We start from the raw sequence: 18,419 nt of genomic DNA, 5'->3' as shown, positions 1-18,419 counted from the left end.
TGGCGAAGCGCTGGTAGACGCCGTACAGGAAGATGGCGACGGCGACCGCGGCGAGGTAGTAGAACAGCGCCTCGCCGACGTGGCCGATGCGCCAGAACGTGGGCCGCGTTTCAACCCCGGCTTGCGCCAGCACGAACGAAGACATACCTGCAACCCGGGCGACGACCCACATAAAGGTTGCCACAGTGTTACACTGGTTGGAACCTCTGAACAGTGGTGTTCACAGATATTTGAGAGGGAGATCCCACGGATTCACCCTGCAGTTACGAGACACCCCATCTATCGATCACATATCAGAACACAAATCGTTCCGGAGACGCCTAAATGTACGATATTCTCCGAGCTCTTTATAGTTGAAAAAGGATCAGTCGTCAGTTATGAACTGGGCCACGCCGTTTCGGAACGACCAGTCTTCTTCGCCGTTCTCAGTAATGATGATCATTACATTCTCTGCCGGAATACCCGGATCCGGACCCAATATCTCGGTTACTCGGGCGTAAAACGCCTGTTTGTCTTCGCGAGCTTGCGCGGTACGCATTATCAACTCGAGCACGACTCTATCTCTCTCGTTCCTGTAACTCAAGGTCCCGTGACGGGAATTCTCGAACGAGTTGATAGCGGTCGTCCGGCGGGAAGTCAAGCGTGTCAAGAACTGCCTCATTAACCTGATTTGCGACAGTTTTACAATATTCGTCGGATTTTCCTTCCGGAGTTGAAATCGTAACTAAGGGCGCGTACTTATCCTCCGTACTCTTCGGCCATCGCCTTTGCGTGCGCTGCACTGACTGAAGCCGTGGCAAACTCCAGAAAGCCGCATCGGGCTGACTGCTGACTCTCTGTTACGTCGAACCTCACGTGGAGGAGTAGTGGTGTAGAGAGTGAATACAGAACCTGTTGAGAAGTTTTACAACCGAGACACGCGCATTGAGATCCCCCACACGGCTTCAGTCATGGGCTTTCTCCTGCACTTCATGTAAGTTCACAGCCGGGGTAATTAACGGCGGCGCCCGTGGTTACAAACCTTAAACGATTGCCGATCGGAATTCTCCCATGTTCATGCCGAGGTGGACAATTTTGGCAGCGGGAAGTGTAGGAGTGAGACGTAAGCCCAGTGATGACGACAACCGAACGAACTCACAATGTGCTCCGCGTGTCGATTGAACTTTGGTATCCCGATTGCTGGGAGATTGAGGTCACGAAGCAACTTGATATCGGACTTCTCGGCTACGGTATCTACATGACTGGTGAAGAAGTTACGACGCCATTCAGGATCTATACAGACGATTAGGAGACGATTTCAGAAGGTATCAACATAATTTCGAAGTCAGAGCACGTCCATTCGGTTTCCAAGACTGTGTCCCGATTTCGTCAGGCGGATCGGGTGAAACCAGGGAAACGAAATACGGGAGTTGCTTGTCGTTCATAGCGGGAACAAACAGATCAGTCAACCACTGACGTCTCGAAGGTTCGTCCGTACCGGTTCGGTCGACATTCGAGATGGGCGCGAGTACGAGGAGCTCATTACAACCCACGAGCAGGGGACTGTCCAAGAGAAATTTATGGGCATTAGAGAGGAGTTGGATGCGGAAATTACTGTCTAGGGCATAGCGCAAGCAAGTTATCAGAACTCGATGACGAAACTACCGATGGATCAATTTACGAAGTGGCAGTTGGAAGTGTTTCAACTTGCATGCGAGAAAGGGTACTACGAATACCCGAGGGAGCGTCAGCCGGTGATTTAGCGGATGAGCTTCCGATCACGACGTCCACGCTGCATGAACACCTGCATAAGGTAGAAGCGATTCTACTCGGGCGGACCACGTGATTTGTACGAGCGGTCACTCCCTCAAGCCCCGCCAACTATATCGGATCCTCTTCCGTGAATCGCCTCAGTGTAAGATTCTTCGCGTCTTGTGAACAGGGGATGCTCCGATCCCTGAACAATCCGGGGTACCCGGTCACCGTTTCAGACAAGACTGGCGGATTACTAGCTGACGAAGGCGGGAGAATATTAGGCATTAGGTGTCGGCGGACTCAGCTATCTCCCATCGGCGACGTCACCGAACGTCGGTAGTACGGTTACAAACCAGAGCCAGCTTGCGGCTCTCGCTCGAAGTACGTTGGTTTGAATACTCTATAGATAGGATGGACTGAGATGAAGACTTTGCTTATTACCTAGTATCTCAATCCTGGCCGAGATCCCCTCACAATCAGCCGAAGTGTCCATTCGTCAAGGTCCGACCACTCATCGCGATTACGATCCTCGGCCACCATCAGAACCTCAACAAGTCAACGTCAATAGTCGTAGAGAATGTTACCGGTCAAGCAATCTATTTGCTACTTCGCACTGTTATATAAATATGCGCGTTAATCAAGCATTTATATACCAACTCGTAGCTAATGGAATCGATACCGTCTTCGGAATCCCGGGTGAGCAGTCGTTACCTCTCAACGAGAAAATCGGGTCACGTGATGACATCGATTTCGTGGTCGCACACCATGAAACGGCTGTCTCCCACCAAGCATGGGGGATGCTGAAACGAGCCGCAAGATGGCGTCAACCGTCGTCATTCCGGGCCCTGGCGATATGAATGCCATGAACGGTCTGAAAAATGCACTTAATGATTGTACGCCGCTACTCCATATCGCCATCGAGACCGAACTCAATCTCCGAGACGGCGACGCCATCCACGAGACGCCCCCAGACGCCTATGATAATATCGTTAAGAAGAACATTCTGGTGAAGAATCCCGAGTCGACGGCTGCGGAGATTAACCGTCAGCCGAGATAGCTCGGACAGAGACGAAAGGACCGGTACGAATCGGCATCCCGAAAAACTTCCTCAAGATCGATGTAGCATTAGCCAAGCGTGGCACGTGTTCGGATGGAGAGCGTATCGAACCCGACCCGGAGACCATCTATCAGGCCGGAAACCTGCTCAGATCTGCTGATACTCCCATCATCTATGCTGGCGGAGGAGTTCGGAGTGCTGATGCAAGCGATGAACTCCAGGCAGTAGCTGAACAGCTTGATGCTCCAGTAGTCACGTCGTACAATGGCAAGGCTGTGTTAGCGGAAGACCATCCCCTCTCAGTCGGATGCCTAAGCGGGTGTGCAAGTCCCGAGCTTTTGTCGTGTCTTGCAGAGTCTGATATGGTTCTCGGCGTCGGAACTGACTTTGATGCGGCGGCGACTCAAGGGTTCTCGGTTGACTTCCCTGACAAGCTGATACACGTCACGCTTGACGCAAACGACATAGGCACGGATATGACCCGACTCTCGGCATAGTGGCCGATGCCAAGCTAACGTTATCGGCCTTGGACGACGAACTCACCGATCAAGACATCCATTCATCGATTGAAAATGGCATCAAACGTGCCCGCCACGTTAGGGAACGCACTGCTGAACGCGTGTCGGAACTCGTTGATTCCCACGACCCGCTTACGTCTGTTGGCGCACTCTCTGTGATCCGTGACGTTCTTCCTCGGGAAGCGATAGTGGCCGCCGACGCCGGCGGCTTCCGCGTCTGGGCACTCAACGTGTTCGAAGTATATGGCCCCCGCGGTATGTCAACCCGGGGTCGTGGGCAACGATGGGCACCGGAGTCCCCTCCGCTATCGGCGCAGCGTTGTCGAATCCGGGCGCCCCTGTCGTGACACTAACAGGTGACGGTGGCCTTATGATGTGTATCCATGAGCTTCACATAGCTGTCGCTGAGGGTATATCGATTGTAGTCGTAGTGTTCAAGTACGAATGGGCGAACCACTCAATTGACTTCGTGACCGTCGCGGAAGGGATGGGGATGGATGCAACGAGGGCTGACACATCTGAGAAAATACGCGAAGCACTTTCCCACGCTCTTGCATCCAAGTGTCCATCACTCGTGGAAGTGCGCACCGATCCCGATGAACCTCAAGCAAGCGAGTGGATGCGGAAGTAATCGGTCTAGTGGATACGACCAGCAAACAGCCCTGTTACAACGATAGCGACGGTGAATCCGGCAGTTCCGGCAGGTGCAACTAATCCAAGTGACGCCTCCGAGACGTTGAAGGCTTCTTGGAGGTGAACGAGAATCGGGCCTCTGGATTGCATCGCAACCGCACAACTGAAGAGAAACAGGAAAATAGCCGCTGTCCAGATCTGCCCACTATCCATAATCGGATACCCATCATCCTACGAAAAATAGTTATTATTCCGGCAATTAAATTGGCTGTTGGACATAAGCTTCACTAATGACCAGCATAACCCCTTAGGCATCATGTCTCTTTGAACGGTGTGGGAATATCAACTGCCACACTCCCTCCGGAAACTCTTGAGGTAACTGCCTCTGCAAGAGGGGATCGCTATTGCTCCTCAATCGATATAGCGCTTGACCGCTTCAGTTACGAAAGCAAACCAGATATTGTCTATATAGTGGGATGAAGTGTTCTTTTACACGCGTCGAGAGTAGATTCCCTAAGCCTGTTTCAGAGATCGTGACTTGATCTAAAGATATACGACTTCGTCTATCCTGTTTTCTGGTTTCATCTGCATTAGGAAACTATAGTAATCTCCAGAAGTGTCTACTCACATCTCCCACCAGACCAACCAGAACCGACTGAGCTCGCCGATCTACGATGGGTGTCATTACAAAGACTTCCAGATTCTACTATAGCTGGAGCGGTACTCATAGCAACAGCTGAAAATACTGAGTTCTATAATTTTATTCCGGCCAAAATTTGATATATACAAATGCTTGTCGGAGGATTTCCCGTTTCTTCCGCCGAGATAGGAGTCCCCTGTAACTCTATAACAACAGTAATATTGTTATTCTAGGCTGTTACAACATCGGAGATAGCCACGGATAATTGTTTTAACTATTTAAATATTCTAAAATATAGAGTAAGAACGACAGCAGACATGATACAGACCTCTGCCTTCTGTGCAGAGTTGATAGAAAACCTCCACCACGAGAAACGACACTAAATCGTGATCGATGTTTGGTAATCCTCAAGGAGGCCAAAGACTAGGTTTGATATTTACAAATGATATTGCTGGTTAGCATGGAAATTGAGTGATCGGCAAATACAACCTGAACTTGCCCTTCGCGAAACTTACTTATGCCTCCCATTAAATCTCTAACCGAATGACTAGCGATCAAGAGCAGCTACCGGAAGGAGCTGCAATACCTACGACAGCACGAAATTACGTTGGCGGTTGGGACAATACGAGTGGTAAAACCCATTCCATCGTAAACCCGGCAACTAACGAAGAGTTCGCAGAAATAACCTACTCGACTGAAGATGACGTCAATGCCGCGGTTGCGCAGGCTAGTGAGGCCTTCGAAGAATGGCGACGAACACCACCAGTTGAGCGGGTACAGTACCTCTTCGACCTCAGGACGGAGCTAGAAGACCGCAAAGAAGACATCGCACAGGCGCTCACCCGAGAACACGGTAAAACGCTCGGCGAAGCCCGTGGTGAGATCCAACGTGGTATCGAGAACGTTGAGGTCGCTGCTGGAATCCCGAATATGTTCCGAGAAGGCAGCGGCGTCGTCGAGGACGTCGCTTCAGGGATGGATGAATCCGCTGTCCGGCAGCCTCTAGGCGTCTTTACGGCGGTCACGCCGTTTAATTTTCCGGCGATGATTCCGCTATGGTTCCTCCCTTACGCAGTCGCGACGGGCAACACTTTCGTATTGAAACCGAGTGAAAAAGTCCCGCTGAGCTCCCAAATAATCTTCGAGGCCGTCGATGCAGTCGGCTTCCCGGACGGAGTCGTGAACCTCGTCAACGGAGGCGTCGACACCGTCAACACGTTGATCGAACACGAGGACGTCGAAGGTATCTCCTTCGTCGGTTCGACACCCGTCGCACAGCATATCTACGAGACAGCGGCCGAATATGGCAAGCGTGTTCAGGCCCAGGGCGGCGCGAAGAACTACGCGGTCGTCACGGAATCTGCCAAACTGGACCAAACCGTTCCGAACGTGATTGGCTCGGTGTACGGCAACGCTGGTCAGCGTTGTCTCGCCAACGATGTTGTTGTCGGTGTCGGCGATGTGTACGATGACCTGCGTGAGGATCTGCTTAGCGCCGTCGACGACCTCACGGTTGGCTACGGCCTCGACGAGGACACCGACGTTGCACCGCTAATCACCGGTAAGTCTCGCGATCGGGTTGCTGAAATGATCGAGGACGCCGTCGAAGAGGGTGCTGACCTCATCGTTGATGGAAGGGACTTTGAACACCCCGACTATCCCGAGGGCAACTTCATGGGACCGGCCCTGTTGGAAGGTGTGACGACGGACATGGAAATTGCCCAGACCGAGATCTTCGGGCCAGTACTGTGTCTTGCCTCCGCCGACGACCTTGACGACGCCATCGAGATGGTAAACAGTACCGAGTACGGTAACGCCTCGACGCTGTACACCGAGCGTGGCGGCGAGGCACGCAAGTACCGGTACGAGGTCGACGCCGGAAACATCGGGATCAACGTCGGCGTCTGTGCACCAATGGGATTCTTCCACTTCGGCGGCCGGAAAGGTTCGTTCTTCGGTGACCTGCACGCACAGGGTGAAGACGCTGTGAACTTCTACACCGAGAAGACGATCGAAATCGAGCGCTACTTCAGCTAATTCCGGTCGTTCGGACTACTAATTCTCACGTTTTATTTGTACCTGTCAGCTCTTGCCTCCTCCTAATATGTCCGTATAGTCTGATGTTAGGTGTCCGAGCGAGGATCAGTGAGGATATTTAGGCGGCAACTTTGGAATGTATCCAAATTTTCTTTTGTGCTACTAATTTGATTCTACGCGATGAGGATCCTCATAACAGGCGCTAACGGTACCGTTGGAAACGCTATACTGTCGGAATTGGGTGACCGAGACGAGTACGAGTTCACGTGCCTCGACATTGAAGATCACCCGGACCGGGATACGGTCATCGCCGATATCACGGACTACGACGATATTCGGCCACACTTCGAAGACCAGGATGCCGTGATCCATCTCGCAGCAGCGGCCGAACTCAGTGTTCCGTGGGACACGGTCAATGACCTGAACATCAACGGCACGTATAACGTGCTGCAAGCCGCGGCAGATGCTGAAGTGGAGGACTTCATTTTCGCCTCCTCTATCCATACGGTCGGGATGTATGAGATTGACCACGCCCCCGAGCTCTACGACCCCGAGTTCGACCTTTCGGTCACACACCGAGACCCGCCACGTCCTGACTCCTTCTACGGAGTTTCGAAGGTGTTCGGGGAAGCCATGGGTCGGCAGTTTGTGGAAAGCAAGCCGAATCCACTGGGAGAGATCCATCCGGTTTACGAGATTAACCGCCGAGATTACCCGACCAGTTTCTACTCGGTTCGCATCCTAACTGTCCTAGAAGAACAGTACGACCACCCGTACGGATTGGCCGAGACGGGCGTTGACGAGGGCTGGTGGGAACGCGATAGCGATTCGTACGATCTCATGGCAAAGCGGATGAAGTGTACGTGGTTCTCTCATCGTGACCTGGGCCAACTCGTTTCCCGCTGCCTGGAGGACGACTCGGTAGACTTCGACATTTTCTGGGGTGTGAGTGGTAACGAGTCGACGTGGGTAAACCTTGACCACACCCAAGACCTTCTCGGATACGAACCAAAAGACGATGGTAGCGTGTGGGACTCCCCACCAAGTTAGCTTTTCACATCTTTTGCCACTACCTGCATAGTTTAGTCAGTAAGCGATAAAATATTCCTATGCCTGATTCAGGTGAGTTAGAGATATTTAGGCATTCACTGAAAAGTATCGTCGAAGAAATGGGTGTGACGCTCCAACGAACCGCCTATTCGACGAATATCAAAATCAGGCGAGACCACACGTGCGCGCTGTTTGATTCCCAGCTTCGACATATCTCACAACACGATATCGCCCCACAGCACATCGGATCCCTAGTTTCAGTCGTTCCCAAGAATGTCCCCGACTGGAAGGATGGGCTTTCGCCGGGCGACGGCATCCTCATCAATGATCCATATAAAGGCGCAGTACACCTGCCAGATGTGATGCTCATTTCGCCGCTCTTCCACGAGGATGAAATTATCGGGTACGCCGCCAACTCGGCGCATCACGTCGACATCGGCGGCGGGACCCCCGGCGGTATTCCAAACGACAATACCGAACTCTTCGGTGAAGGAATTATCATTCCGGGTGTCCGTGCGGTTGAGGACTGGGAATATGATGAAAACGTCCTTGGCATGATTCTCCGTAACGTGCGAGAACCGGAGATGCGGCGTGGTGACTACCAGGCACAACTCGGGGCAAACCGTACCGGCGAGAAGCGGTTCTCCGATCTTTACGAAGACTACGGGAAAGAGCAACTCGAGGAATATCTGGATGCGCTTCTGGACTACACGGAACGTCGCGTTCGAGCAGCAATTGAGGGATTACCGAATGGCTCGTTCTCCGCGTCGGACATGCTGGACGGCGACGGCATTATCGACGAACCGGTCCGTCTAGAGTTGTCCGTGTCGATCGATGGAGACGAGATGGTGATCGACTTTAGCGGGACGGCCGAAGAAAACGAGGGTCCGCTCAATTGTACACCAGCAATGGCGTTTGCCGGCGTCATGTCCGTTGTAATGGCCTTCATTGGGGAAGACCTACCGAAGAACGATGGGTTCTATCGTCCATTCGAGATTATCACCCCGAAGGGAACGATGGTAAACCCGACCTATAACCGTCCCGTTGCCGGTGGATGGGAGATTCCGATGAGAGCCGGCGATTTGATGACGAAAGCGATGTCCGAACCAGTTCCCGAAAAGACGATCGGGGCAACCAAAGGGATCGTCTGCAACACCGCGTACGGTGGGACGGATCCTCGGGACAACGAAGAGTACGTATATTATGAAACAGTTGCAGGTGGCTATGGTGGGCGTGCGGAGAAAGACGGTATGGACGCCGTGCAAACCCACTTCCAGAACACCGCAAACAGCCCGATAGAAGAACTGGAAACCGAACTCCCCGTCCGCGTTCGTGATTATTCGCTCATTCAGGACTCGGAAGGTGCTGGACGACAGCGTGGTGGATTAGGCGTCCGTCGAGACCTCGAGTTCTACGACCACGAGGCCTCGTTCTCGCTTCTGACGGAACGTACAAAATCAGAGCCGTGGGGCGTATTTGGCGGTCACTCAGCACGGCCGTCACGATTTTATCGGAATCCAGAATCGGACGGAAAGGAACCGCTGGCTTCCAAGTCGACCACAAAGTTGGAACCAGATGATATAGTGAGTATCCAGACGCCCGGTGGTGGCGGCTACGGCAACCCACTAGAACGGGATCCGAACGAGGTTCTAGAGGATGTTAGGAATGGGAAGGTTTCAAAGAAAAAAGCGAGAACGGAATATGGTGTCGAAATACAGAACGACCGTGTCGACTACGAGGAGACCAACGAACGGCGTGCAGAGCTGGCTGAGAAGTCCCTCGAGCACGGAGGGGATGTGAAATGACGGTTCGAATCGGCGTCGACACGGGCGGGACCTTCACTGATGTCGTGCTCTATAATGATGAAACGGGCGAAATTTACACAACTAAAACCCCGTCTACCCCGTCACAGTTTGACGAGGGGGTTCTAAACGGGATCGACAAAATCCTGGATATAACTGATATAGATGCCGAACGGACATCGTATCTCAGCCACGGGACGACCGTCGGTACGAATGCGGTTCTCGAGAGCGAAATTCCGGACCTCGGGTTGATTACGAACGAAGGACTCCGTGACGTGCTCGAGATTGGTGATCAGACAAGACCGGAGCTCTACAACCTGCAAGCTGACAAGCCGCCAGTTCTAATCCCTCGCAAACATCGGTTCGGCGTTAAAGGACGGCTAGACGCCGACGGGAAGGTTGTCGATGAACTCGATGAGGATGCCGTACGAGAGGCCGCGAGAGCACTCGAGGAGGCGGACGTGGAGTCAGTTGTCGTCTCCATGCTGTTCTCGTATCTCAACGATGAACACGAACAACGTATCGGTGAAATTGTCGAGGAAGAGACCTCGCTCAACTATTCGCTTTCCTCGGCAGTGTATCCTGAAACGCGTGAATACGACCGCACGGTGACGACGGTACTAAACGAGGGTGTCAAGATGACCATCAAGGATTATCTTGCACGTCTGGATACCGGGATTGAGGAACGTAATATCGACATCCCGCTGAACGTGATGCACTCCGGCGGGGGCATCTTCGGCACGCAGCAAGCGACTGACTTCGCTCTCCGAACGGTTCTGTCGGGCCCAGCAGCAGGAGCTGTTGCATGCCAGGATGTTGCCACCGAGGGTGGCTTCTCTAACGCAATCGGACTGGACATGGGTGGAACGAGCGCTGACGTCAGCATCATCGAGGACGGGGACATCGTTCGTTCAACGGAAGGTGAAATCAACGATCTCCCGATCAATACCCCGCTCGTTGACATTCACACTGTCGGGGCCGGTGGTGGGAGCATCGCATGGCTGGACAACGCCGGTGGCCTTCGCGTCGGACCAAAGTCTGCGGGTGCAGACCCCGGCCCGATCTGCTATGGTCGGGGCGGTGAAGAGCCGACAGTCACCGACGCAAACCTAATTCTCGGCCGTATCAATCCCGATGCATTCCTCGACGGCGATATGCAGCCCGCTATGGACCGGGCTCGCACGCTCATGAAGGAGAAAATCGCGGATCCATTGGACGAATCCGTTGAGGAGGCCGCATTGGATATCCTCCAGATCGCGAATGCAAAAATGGCTCGCGAGATCCGTCGGGTGACTATCGAACGCGGACGAGATCCGGCCGATTATACGCTCGTTCCCTTCGGCGGTGCTGGTCCCCTCCAGGCACCCTCGGTTGCACAGAACATGGATATGGAGTCGCTGCTTCTACCGCGCACGCCCGGCGTTCTCTCGGCCCGCGGGTTGCTCTTAGCTGATGTCCGAATGGACGAATCCAGAGCCTATGCTGGCGCCGAAATCAAATCCGAGCTGATCCGTGAAGGCTTCCGAGAACTCGAATCAGAGCTCCTCGACCGGTTCTCGGATCAAGGGTTCGAGGAGGATGACGTCGACTTGACCTACCAGCTTGACTTGCGGTATTCAGGACAGGCCTACGAACTCACTGTCCCGCTTCCGGAAGACCCCAACTCCGAAGAGAACATCGAAGCTGGTCTTGATCAGTTCCACGAGAACCACCGCGAACTGTATGGGTACGCAATGCCCGAGGAACCAGTTGAACTCGTCACTCTTCGATTGGCGGGAACGGTGACGACGGAACGGATCACAAGTCAGGTGTCGACAGTTGACCAGGACCCGGTCAAGGATTCTCGTGGCGTGTTCTTCGAGGAGACGGGTTTCGTCGATACCCCGATCGTGAACCGTGATGCGCTCTCCGTCGGCGAAACCTTTGAAGGACCCGCAGTCATCGAGGAATCCGGCTGTACGTCGATTCTCCCACCCCAGACGACGGCGACGGTTTCCGAAAACGGGAACCTCTTGATTGACCTGTAGGGGTCCTCACTCCTGTTCTCTTACTTTCTCAGGCAGAGTCTAGTCGTATTGTTTTGTGTCTTGTTCAACCCATGACACTGAGCTCGTTTGACTTCCTCTCACAGCTTCAACCGCAGAATTCCTCTGTGGGTAATCCAGTCAGCCAATTACCCCGACTGTGAACGTGCGGGTTCGCTGATGCTGGCTTGGTCGCTCGGCCACGACTGTCTCCAAATCGTTGGTCTCCAATCGTGTCCATGGCAGTGTTCAGATAAGGATGAGGCGGAGCGAAGTTCTAGTGATCCATGCCAGAAATCGCCCGCCTCACCGGAGGTTGCGACTGCTTCGAGTGAGCGTTTGTGGAGCGAGAAACGGCACGAGTCCGCGATAAAATTGGGTATCGGACTCCTTCTGCCCGGAGTATCAATCTATCGGAGATATCCGAAGAACACGGTATCTATGCGACGTTCTTCTCCTTGATTAATGTCCCTTCCTCGAATCGGTCGCTCGTAAGTGGCGAGATATCAACGCGATCCGTTGCCCCTTGCTCGACGAGGTCAGCCACAATCCGTCCAGTTGCGGGCGCGTGCTGGAACCCATGGCCCGAGAATCCAGCAGCAGTAATAAATCCCGGTATTGTTTCTTCGATGATAGGATGGTGGTCCGGGGTTACAGCATAGAGGCCTGCCCATCCGCGTTTGATTTCCGAGTCTGGACCGAAGTACGTCGTGTATTCGGATACGTGTTCGATCGCGGTCGTGATCCACTCCAAGTCAGGCTTCTTTGAATATCCGTCTGGGTCGACGTCAGGGTCCTTGGAACCGAAATGACCACCAACTATGGCAGCTCCTCCACGTTCCGGCCGGAAATATGAGCCCGTATCGAGATCAATCATGAGCGGGACCGAAGACGGAACGGGCGTCTCCGGATCGACAATAGAGATTTGTCGTCGCCGAGGGGCAATCGGCATCGGCACGTTAGCGAGTTCTGCGAGTTCCCCTGCCCAAGCACCTGCAGCATTTACGACGTAATCAGATTCTATCTTCCCGTCTTCCGTTTGTATTCCCTTGACTGTGTTGTTGTCCCTGAGGACATCCGTGACGGCAGTATTCGTTCGAATATCTGCTCCGGACTCTCGTGCTGCTTCCGCGTACGCCTGTAAAGCGAGATGTGGATCCGCCCATCCGTCCGTCGGGCAGTACGTTGCTTTCGTAAAATGCTCTGAGAGCAGTCCAGGACAGATCTTGGCAGCCTCTGCTGGATCAAGAATCTTGCTTGGGACCCCGTGTTCTTGTTGGAGTGCCACGTCCTCCTCGAAGCCCGCTGCGGTTTCCTCGTTGCGGGCTAGGAATAGATACCCCTCTTGATGGAAGTCGATGTCCACGCCAAACCGGTCCTCGAATTCCACCCAAACCTCGTGGCTGATTTGGGATAGTTCGATGTTTACCTCCGTTGAGAACTGTCTCCGGATGCCGCCTAGGGACCGTTCCGTGTTTCCGCTGCCGATCGAGCCTTTTTCAAGGACAGTAACGTCAATGCCTCTTTTCTCAAGATGATACGCACTACACAACCCAATAATTCCTCCACCGGCTATCGTTACGTGCATGATTGATTCTATCTTCACGCCCATGTATAACTTATTCAATATTGTTGATATAATGCCATGGAGTTGATTATTGATGGATGGCCCGAATTTGTACATATCAATGGCTTGTCTCCTCCCGATTCAACTACGATCTTGAACAGTTGTCTAGATAGAATAACAGCTGTAGTTTTGTCATTCTCACCTATCAAACGCTAGTCTAGCCAGCGATCTCGTGTTATTGATGCCCCGATACTACTAGACTAGGTTTGATATATTCTAATTCAGTGCAATTAGTGAATAGCGATCAGACGATCTGTGAATCACTGAGGACCGGAGATAGACCGAGTACAGGACTGAAGACGAGAATCCGAAACACATCTGGGACACTCAACCCAAGCGATCCATCCTAGAACGGACATGCAACCACCCTACTGGAGTTGAACGAACTAATGACGCGGTCAAGGGCGGCGGCCCGAAGTAGTGATCCCGGGGCCACATTCATACACGAACAGAAGTGTTCGTTAGGCTGTGTTTCTGAGTTATCGTTATAATAGGAAATGAGACTGCGTGAACTCGTGAGAGGCCTCAACTTACCGTATCTGCCATGACTACTGGTTTGATTCAGGAAACGTGGCTGGCCGTTGAACCGGTAAGTCTCATTCCGTGCATCAGTCAAGAGGATACGTAATGTAACGACATCTGCTTCTTCGAGACATCCGATAGCGTGCTTAACGGTCCGTTCCGGCAACAGCAATTTTTCGGCGATGGATTGACAGTTCATCTCCACTACCTATAGAATGTTCGCGACGAGCTTCATGCTAGGCGGAGGACCTCGTAGCTCAGACTCAAGGGCTTTAGTCGTGTGATGTTGAGGTAGTCTGGCTCGTTTGAGCAACCACTACTTTCTAAAGAGCACAGCGAGAGTTCCCCGGACCATCTGACCTGTTCCACAGGATTTGATCGGAGTCAGCGCTTCTGATGAAAACCGGGCGAATACGAGGTTGGTAATACTCCCCCACTTCACGAGGCTATATTTCTCAATGAAGCCGGTCAGCATCCACGAGGAAAACCCCGAAATGAGATTCAACGTGACTCCTCATGGATCCAGTCTCGCTCAGCACGTCGTCATCTCAATGTTGTATTTTTCTCAACACGGCTTATTTAGCCCCTACTTCCCGTGATCTTTACAGGTGGAGATTAGCTCGTTCGTCCCGGACCCCAACGTCGAAGTATCCTTTCCGACGGCAAGGAAATCGAAGCCCTGATCGATTCGCGTCTTGATATCCTCTTGCTGGATTACGAGCGTACCAACGGGTTTTTGATGTTCCTTGCCCGCCTGAATCGCTTCGTTGATATACTGATTGAGCAGTTCGGAGTCCCACTGTGCGAACACGCCAAGCGAACCGGACAAATCGGCTGGCCCGATAAAGATGGCATCAATCCCTTCTACCGTAGCGATTTCGCTTGCGTTTTCTACGCCACGTTTGGTTTCGATCTGGGCGATCGTAGTAATGAGATCATCAGCATGTTCCACGTACTTTTGGAAGTCGTCGCCGTAGTTTGAGGCTCTCCCTGAAGCTATTCCGCGGTCACCCTTCGGAGGATAGGTAACCGCCTCGACGAGTGAACGTGCCTGCTCAGCAGTCTCTATCCGTGGAACCAAGATGCCATCGACACCGATATCGAGGACTCGTTTGAGATGATCCTTGTCGTTTCCGGGGACACGTACAATCGAGCCGGTGTCCTTATTCACGGCATCGACACCCCGAATCATATTTTCGACCGTCTCTAACCCCATCGCCGAGTGCTCCGTGTCAATCACAACGAAATCCACGGGAAGTGAAGCAGTTACTTCAGCGACAGTGGGGCTGTTGATGCTAATCCAAGTTCCTGTCGGATACGTTTTCTGCTCTAAGTTTATTTTTGATTGCATATTTGTGATTACTGACTGCACAGTAGTTCAACCGCTCGAATGTTGATCGTCTTGGTATGGTATATCAGGCCACATAAAACCATAGGTTCAATCGGGAGCCAAGTGCTCACCGATTCTGTCTCGAACAGCCAAACCCACTCCCAGTACTTACTAGGAGGCATCTCTAACGGCCTGTGATTTTATGATGTGGCTGTTCAATATCTCAGTTATGACTGGATCAGAAGTCGCCATAATCACTGGCGCGGGTAGCGGAATCGGTGAAGCATGCGCGAGAAACCTGGCGAACTCAGGATACGAAGTCGCTCTAATGTCGAAATCGGATAATGCAAAACAGGTCGCCGATGAGTTGGGGGGAGAAGGTATCGTGGGATCTGTGACAAGCCCAGAGGACATCCAAGCGTTAGTCAAAACGACGTGCGAACGCCACGGGCAAATCGACGTAGTCGTGAACAGTACTGGCCATCCAGCGACAGGTAACCTCCTTGATATTTCCGATCCCGAGTGGCACGAGGGACTGGATTTGGTCTTTATGAACGTCGTCCGTATGGCGCGGGAGTGTACCCAGATAATGGCCGAAACAGATGGTGGCTCAATCGTAAATATATCCACATTTTCCGCGTATGAACCGTCTTTAGATTTCCCGGTTTCATCGGCTCTCCGTGCCGCACTTGGGAGTTTCACCAAGATGTACGCTGACCACTATGCTGAAGAAGATATCCGGATGAATAACATTCTCCCAGGGTACGTTGACAGTTTCGATGTCAGCGAAGAGAGCGTCGAATCTATTCCGATGAGGCGACGAGCTAGAACGGAAGAAATCGCGGACGTCGTCGGGTTCCTTGCTTCCGATGAGGCGAGTTATATCACCGGTCAGAATCTGCGAGTTGATGGAGGTCTCACCGAGTCTATTTGACTTCCTCCCCGCCGTGCACGGTCCTGTTTAGTTAAGGATGAATAGCGACAACATGCATATTTTACCGTCCTTTGGGAGAAATAAAACATTTCAGTGGTTATAGCAACTGGCTAAAGTTAGACTTTGTGGAGTACGAACAGATATCGACCGAGTTGATGCGATTCGGTATTTGACCCTATCTTACTGATTCCCCACTTCCAAATACAATTAATAAAATTGGGGTTCTAGTGTCTAACGATCGGAGAAGACATCCATGGTTGGTGCAGAAAGCTAACCTACAGCCTGCCAACGACGCCAGTACGGATCAGATCGGTGTTGACGAAACGATGATTCGCATGGATGATCTGCAGTACTATCTGTACATTGCGGTCAATCCTGATTCAAACCAATCCCTCATATTTGGCTGTTTGCGACCACAACAATGGTATTGGCTGAACGTTCTTGCAGAAACTCTACGAGGATACGATGTCGAAGATCCCCCAGAGATGATTGCATTTCTGGTGTACAACCGAGACGCCTTGAGTTTCGTTAATGCCGTGTTTCAGGTGGATCACGCCCAGCATCTCGAGACAGCACTGCTGCAGGTTGGGCCTTAACTCCAGGCAGTTTACCATGGGAAACAGAATGACACCGAATATGTCTCTGAAAGATAAAATAACGGGATTTATATTTTAGTTATAGTTTCAGCCACGTTGATACAGAAACGTCACAATCGTAGTTGCAAGCGTTTGCCGTTTGGTGGAACTCGCTAAACACAATGGTTTGATATTTCCGAAGATATTTGTATATTGGTTCAAATACGCCGGTATGGGTGAGGATAAACGGAAAATAAAGGCGATTGAGGTCGGCTGTGAGATTCTACACGAGCTGAAGGAACGCGATGGGGCAAGGATAGTCGAACTGGCGGAAGCGCTCGATCGGTCGCAGCCCACGGTACATACGTATCTGGACACCCTCAGAGAGCTGGGGTTCGTGGAGAAGGATGGCCACACGTACAGAGTCGGGCTTCAGTTTCTTCCGATGGGTGAATACGCGCGGAATCGTGAGGAGCTCTACCTTGCTGGTCGGGACAAAGTAGAGTCGTTAGCGACTGAAACGGGCGAATACGTCCACCTAATAGCACCACATCAAGGACGGCAAATAAAACTTTTCGAGCATTACGGAGACAAGGCAGTCGCGACGGAACACCATATCCGTCGCCGGGAATTCCGTCAATATCTTCACCGAAGTGCCGCGGGGAAGGCCATTTTGGCTGAATACCCAGCGGATAAAGTCGACGAGATCATAGACGAACATGGGTTAGAAGGCGCAACAGAAAACACAATAACAGATAGAGAAACACTGCTAAACGAACTCGACACGATTCGTGAGCGAGGATACGCGACGAACGACCAGGAATTGACAACCGGACTCAGATCGGTCGGGGCATCGATCGTAGGACCACAAAATGAGGTCAGAGGTGCCATCAGTATTTCAGCACCGCTTGAGCGTTGTCGAGAAGAGGAATTCCATCATACCTTCTCCGAAAAGATACGTGAGAGTTCTAATGTGATACAGATTAATATCGATATAGAGAACCACTTTTTCTGATAACGAAATGTTTCCCATGACGAATCCCCGAAGTCATATTTTAATTTTGATCAACACCGGATTGACCGAGTTTATGCGGGTGAGATGGCCGAATTCAGGCTGCTAAACGAAAGCCACAACCTACCGAACCTTGTTGAATAGATATGAACCAATCAGAAGAATTCGCGACCTTACAGGGTGGGCGCCGAAGCAAGGTTGCTCGACTCATCAAGGAATATGGACTTCAAAACCTGGGTGCGGAGTTAGAACAGTTATGGACGGCAGACGAGGACCGCCGTAGCCTTCGAGATTTAGCCACATACTTTAACCACCACCTGCTGGAGCAAGCCCTTGACGAGGCTAACGTTCAGCAACTAGACGGTGAGGTCAAGAATATGTATCGGCTCTTGATCAAGACGAAACCGGGAAAGCTGAATCGACCCGAATCAAGCGCCGGCTTAAGGGAGACGGAGTAGACGTTGATTCCCTTTTGAATGGGTTTGTTACCTATCAGGCAATACGGACTTATCTCAAAGAGTATCGTGGCGCCGAGTACACACCTTCGGAGACGGACCCCTCGGAGCGTGAGAAAACGAACTTCCAAAAGCTTCGCGGACGAATGGTTTCCGTCACAGAGGGAAAATCGAGCAACTACAGAAGAACAACAACCTTACTCTCGGTGAATTCCGTATGATTGCGAATATTCAGATTATTTGTGAGGACTGTAACACTCACTTCGACGTTGTTAACCTGCTTAACCGCGGCGGGTGTGATTGTATCGAGAGCTAATGTAGTCACGCCTCTTATCTCTTGGAGGCTGTGTTGAATCGCCATAAGGCGGTAGATTTCACTGTTTCACAGCACGTTTGATGTTGTAGACGACACACATCAGTGCGATTTCTCGGAACTCACGAAACCAGGATCGCGCTCGCACGGCGAAGC

The 18,419-nt window shown here is 52.0% G+C and carries 11 protein-coding genes and 4 pseudogenes; 10 read left to right on the top strand and 5 right to left on the bottom strand.

Translation table 11 applies throughout. The features are described from left to right. Window positions 1-364: 364 nt before the first annotated feature. Both LPA46_RS18065 and LPA46_RS19340 read right to left on the bottom strand, forming a co-directional pair. Window positions 365-538 (bottom strand): tautomerase family protein, encoded by a 174-nt coding sequence (locus tag LPA46_RS18065; protein ID WP_230893719.1) that lies wholly within the window; start codon window positions 536-538, stop codon window positions 365-367. Between the two features lie 19 nt (window positions 539-557). Further along, the gene (locus LPA46_RS19340) at window positions 558-782 is read right to left on the bottom strand and encodes a tautomerase family protein (protein WP_442908275.1); all 225 of its coding nucleotides are present in this window, start codon (window positions 780-782) and stop codon (window positions 558-560) included. Window positions 783-1,631: 849 nt separating this feature from the next. On the opposite strand from LPA46_RS19340, the gene LPA46_RS19335 reads away from it, so the two are divergent. The 6 genes and pseudogenes from LPA46_RS19335 to LPA46_RS18025 all read left to right on the top strand — a co-directional run bounded on the left by LPA46_RS19335 (window position 1,632) and on the right by LPA46_RS18025 (window position 11,498). Next, entirely contained in the window at window positions 1,632-1,742 is a 111-nt protein-coding gene (locus tag LPA46_RS19335) for a helix-turn-helix domain-containing protein (RefSeq protein ID WP_442908274.1), read from the top strand. A gap of 618 nt (window positions 1,743-2,360) precedes the next feature. Next, a pseudogene (locus tag LPA46_RS19330) lies at window positions 2,361-3,940 on the top strand (thiamine pyrophosphate-binding protein). Window positions 3,941-5,125: 1,185 nt separating this feature from the next. Next, window positions 5,126-6,619 (top strand): CoA-acylating methylmalonate-semialdehyde dehydrogenase, encoded by a 1,494-nt coding sequence (locus LPA46_RS18040; RefSeq protein WP_230893715.1) that lies wholly within the window; start codon window positions 5,126-5,128, stop codon window positions 6,617-6,619. 180 nt (window positions 6,620-6,799) lie between these two features. Further along, on the top strand, window positions 6,800-7,669 hold the full coding sequence (locus LPA46_RS18035) for an NAD-dependent epimerase/dehydratase family protein (RefSeq protein WP_230893714.1): 870 nt from the start codon (window positions 6,800-6,802) through the stop codon (window positions 7,667-7,669). A 59-nt stretch (window positions 7,670-7,728) separates the two neighbouring features. Then, a complete protein-coding gene (locus LPA46_RS18030; RefSeq protein ID WP_230893713.1) occupies window positions 7,729-9,474 on the top strand; it encodes a hydantoinase B/oxoprolinase family protein in 1,746 nt (581 codons plus the stop codon). Beyond that, complete coding sequence (locus tag LPA46_RS18025) at window positions 9,471-11,498, top strand: hydantoinase/oxoprolinase family protein (protein WP_230893712.1); 2,028 nt, start codon at window positions 9,471-9,473, stop codon at window positions 11,496-11,498. The genes LPA46_RS18030 and LPA46_RS18025 overlap by 4 nt, the downstream gene beginning before the upstream one ends. Before the next feature lie 436 nt (window positions 11,499-11,934). Here LPA46_RS18025 and LPA46_RS18020 read toward each other — a convergent pair whose 3' ends face one another. Both LPA46_RS18020 and LPA46_RS18015 read right to left on the bottom strand, forming a co-directional pair. Continuing rightward, window positions 11,935-13,083 carry an NAD(P)/FAD-dependent oxidoreductase gene (locus LPA46_RS18020; RefSeq protein WP_442908276.1) on the bottom strand — a complete coding sequence of 383 codons (1,149 nt, stop codon included), beginning with the start codon at window positions 13,081-13,083 and terminating at the stop codon, window positions 11,935-11,937. A 1,147-nt stretch (window positions 13,084-14,230) separates the two neighbouring features. Further along, entirely contained in the window at window positions 14,231-14,995 is a 765-nt protein-coding gene (locus LPA46_RS18015) for an HpcH/HpaI aldolase family protein (protein ID WP_230893710.1), read from the bottom strand. 208 nt (window positions 14,996-15,203) lie between these two features. Here LPA46_RS18015 and LPA46_RS18010 point away from each other — a divergent pair, with 208 nt between their 5' ends. The 4 genes and pseudogenes from LPA46_RS18010 (at window position 15,204) to rdfA (ending at window position 18,266) form a co-directional block, all read left to right on the top strand. Continuing rightward, on the top strand, window positions 15,204-15,908 hold the full coding sequence (locus tag LPA46_RS18010; protein WP_230893709.1) for an SDR family oxidoreductase: 705 nt from the start codon (window positions 15,204-15,206) through the stop codon (window positions 15,906-15,908). A gap of 71 nt (window positions 15,909-15,979) precedes the next feature. Beyond that, window positions 15,980-16,626, top strand: a pseudogene (locus LPA46_RS19325) (IS6 family transposase). Between the two features lie 89 nt (window positions 16,627-16,715). After that, window positions 16,716-17,498 carry an IclR family transcriptional regulator gene (locus LPA46_RS18000; protein ID WP_230893707.1) on the top strand — a complete coding sequence of 261 codons (783 nt, stop codon included), beginning with the start codon at window positions 16,716-16,718 and terminating at the stop codon, window positions 17,496-17,498. Window positions 17,499-17,641: 143 nt separating this feature from the next. Beyond that, a pseudogene (gene rdfA, locus LPA46_RS19320) lies at window positions 17,642-18,266 on the top strand (rod-determining factor RdfA). A 58-nt stretch (window positions 18,267-18,324) separates the two neighbouring features. Here rdfA and LPA46_RS17995 read toward each other — a convergent pair. Continuing rightward, window positions 18,325-18,419, bottom strand: a pseudogene (locus tag LPA46_RS17995) (IS5/IS1182 family transposase); the annotation flags it as partial.

Origin of the sequence: Halobacterium sp. KA-6, from assembly GCF_021029015.1 — an archaeon.
GTDB lineage: Archaea > Halobacteriota > Halobacteria > Halobacteriales > Halobacteriaceae > Halobacterium.
This window is presented reverse-complemented; position numbering and strand designations above follow the sequence as displayed.

What these genes read in the sequence shown, in the direction of transcription:
- LPA46_RS18065 (WP_230893719.1), bottom strand. Translation starts at nt 538, where the DNA reads ATGCGTACCGCGCAAGCTCGCGAAGACAAACAGGCGTTTTACGCCCGA.
- LPA46_RS19335 (WP_442908274.1), top strand. Translation starts at nt 1,632, where the DNA reads ATGACGAAACTACCGATGGATCAATTTACGAAGTGGCAGTTGGAAGTG.
- LPA46_RS18040 (WP_230893715.1), top strand. Translation starts at nt 5,126, where the DNA reads ATGACTAGCGATCAAGAGCAGCTACCGGAAGGAGCTGCAATACCTACG.
- LPA46_RS18035 (WP_230893714.1), top strand. Translation starts at nt 6,800, where the DNA reads ATGAGGATCCTCATAACAGGCGCTAACGGTACCGTTGGAAACGCTATA.
- LPA46_RS18030 (WP_230893713.1), top strand. Translation starts at nt 7,729, where the DNA reads ATGCCTGATTCAGGTGAGTTAGAGATATTTAGGCATTCACTGAAAAGT.
- LPA46_RS18025 (WP_230893712.1), top strand. Translation starts at nt 9,471, where the DNA reads ATGACGGTTCGAATCGGCGTCGACACGGGCGGGACCTTCACTGATGTC.
- LPA46_RS18020 (WP_442908276.1), bottom strand. Translation starts at nt 13,083, where the DNA reads ATGCACGTAACGATAGCCGGTGGAGGAATTATTGGGTTGTGTAGTGCG.
- LPA46_RS18015 (WP_230893710.1), bottom strand. Translation starts at nt 14,995, where the DNA reads ATGCAATCAAAAATAAACTTAGAGCAGAAAACGTATCCGACAGGAACT.
- LPA46_RS18010 (WP_230893709.1), top strand. Translation starts at nt 15,204, where the DNA reads ATGACTGGATCAGAAGTCGCCATAATCACTGGCGCGGGTAGCGGAATC.
- LPA46_RS18000 (WP_230893707.1), top strand. Translation starts at nt 16,716, where the DNA reads ATGGGTGAGGATAAACGGAAAATAAAGGCGATTGAGGTCGGCTGTGAG.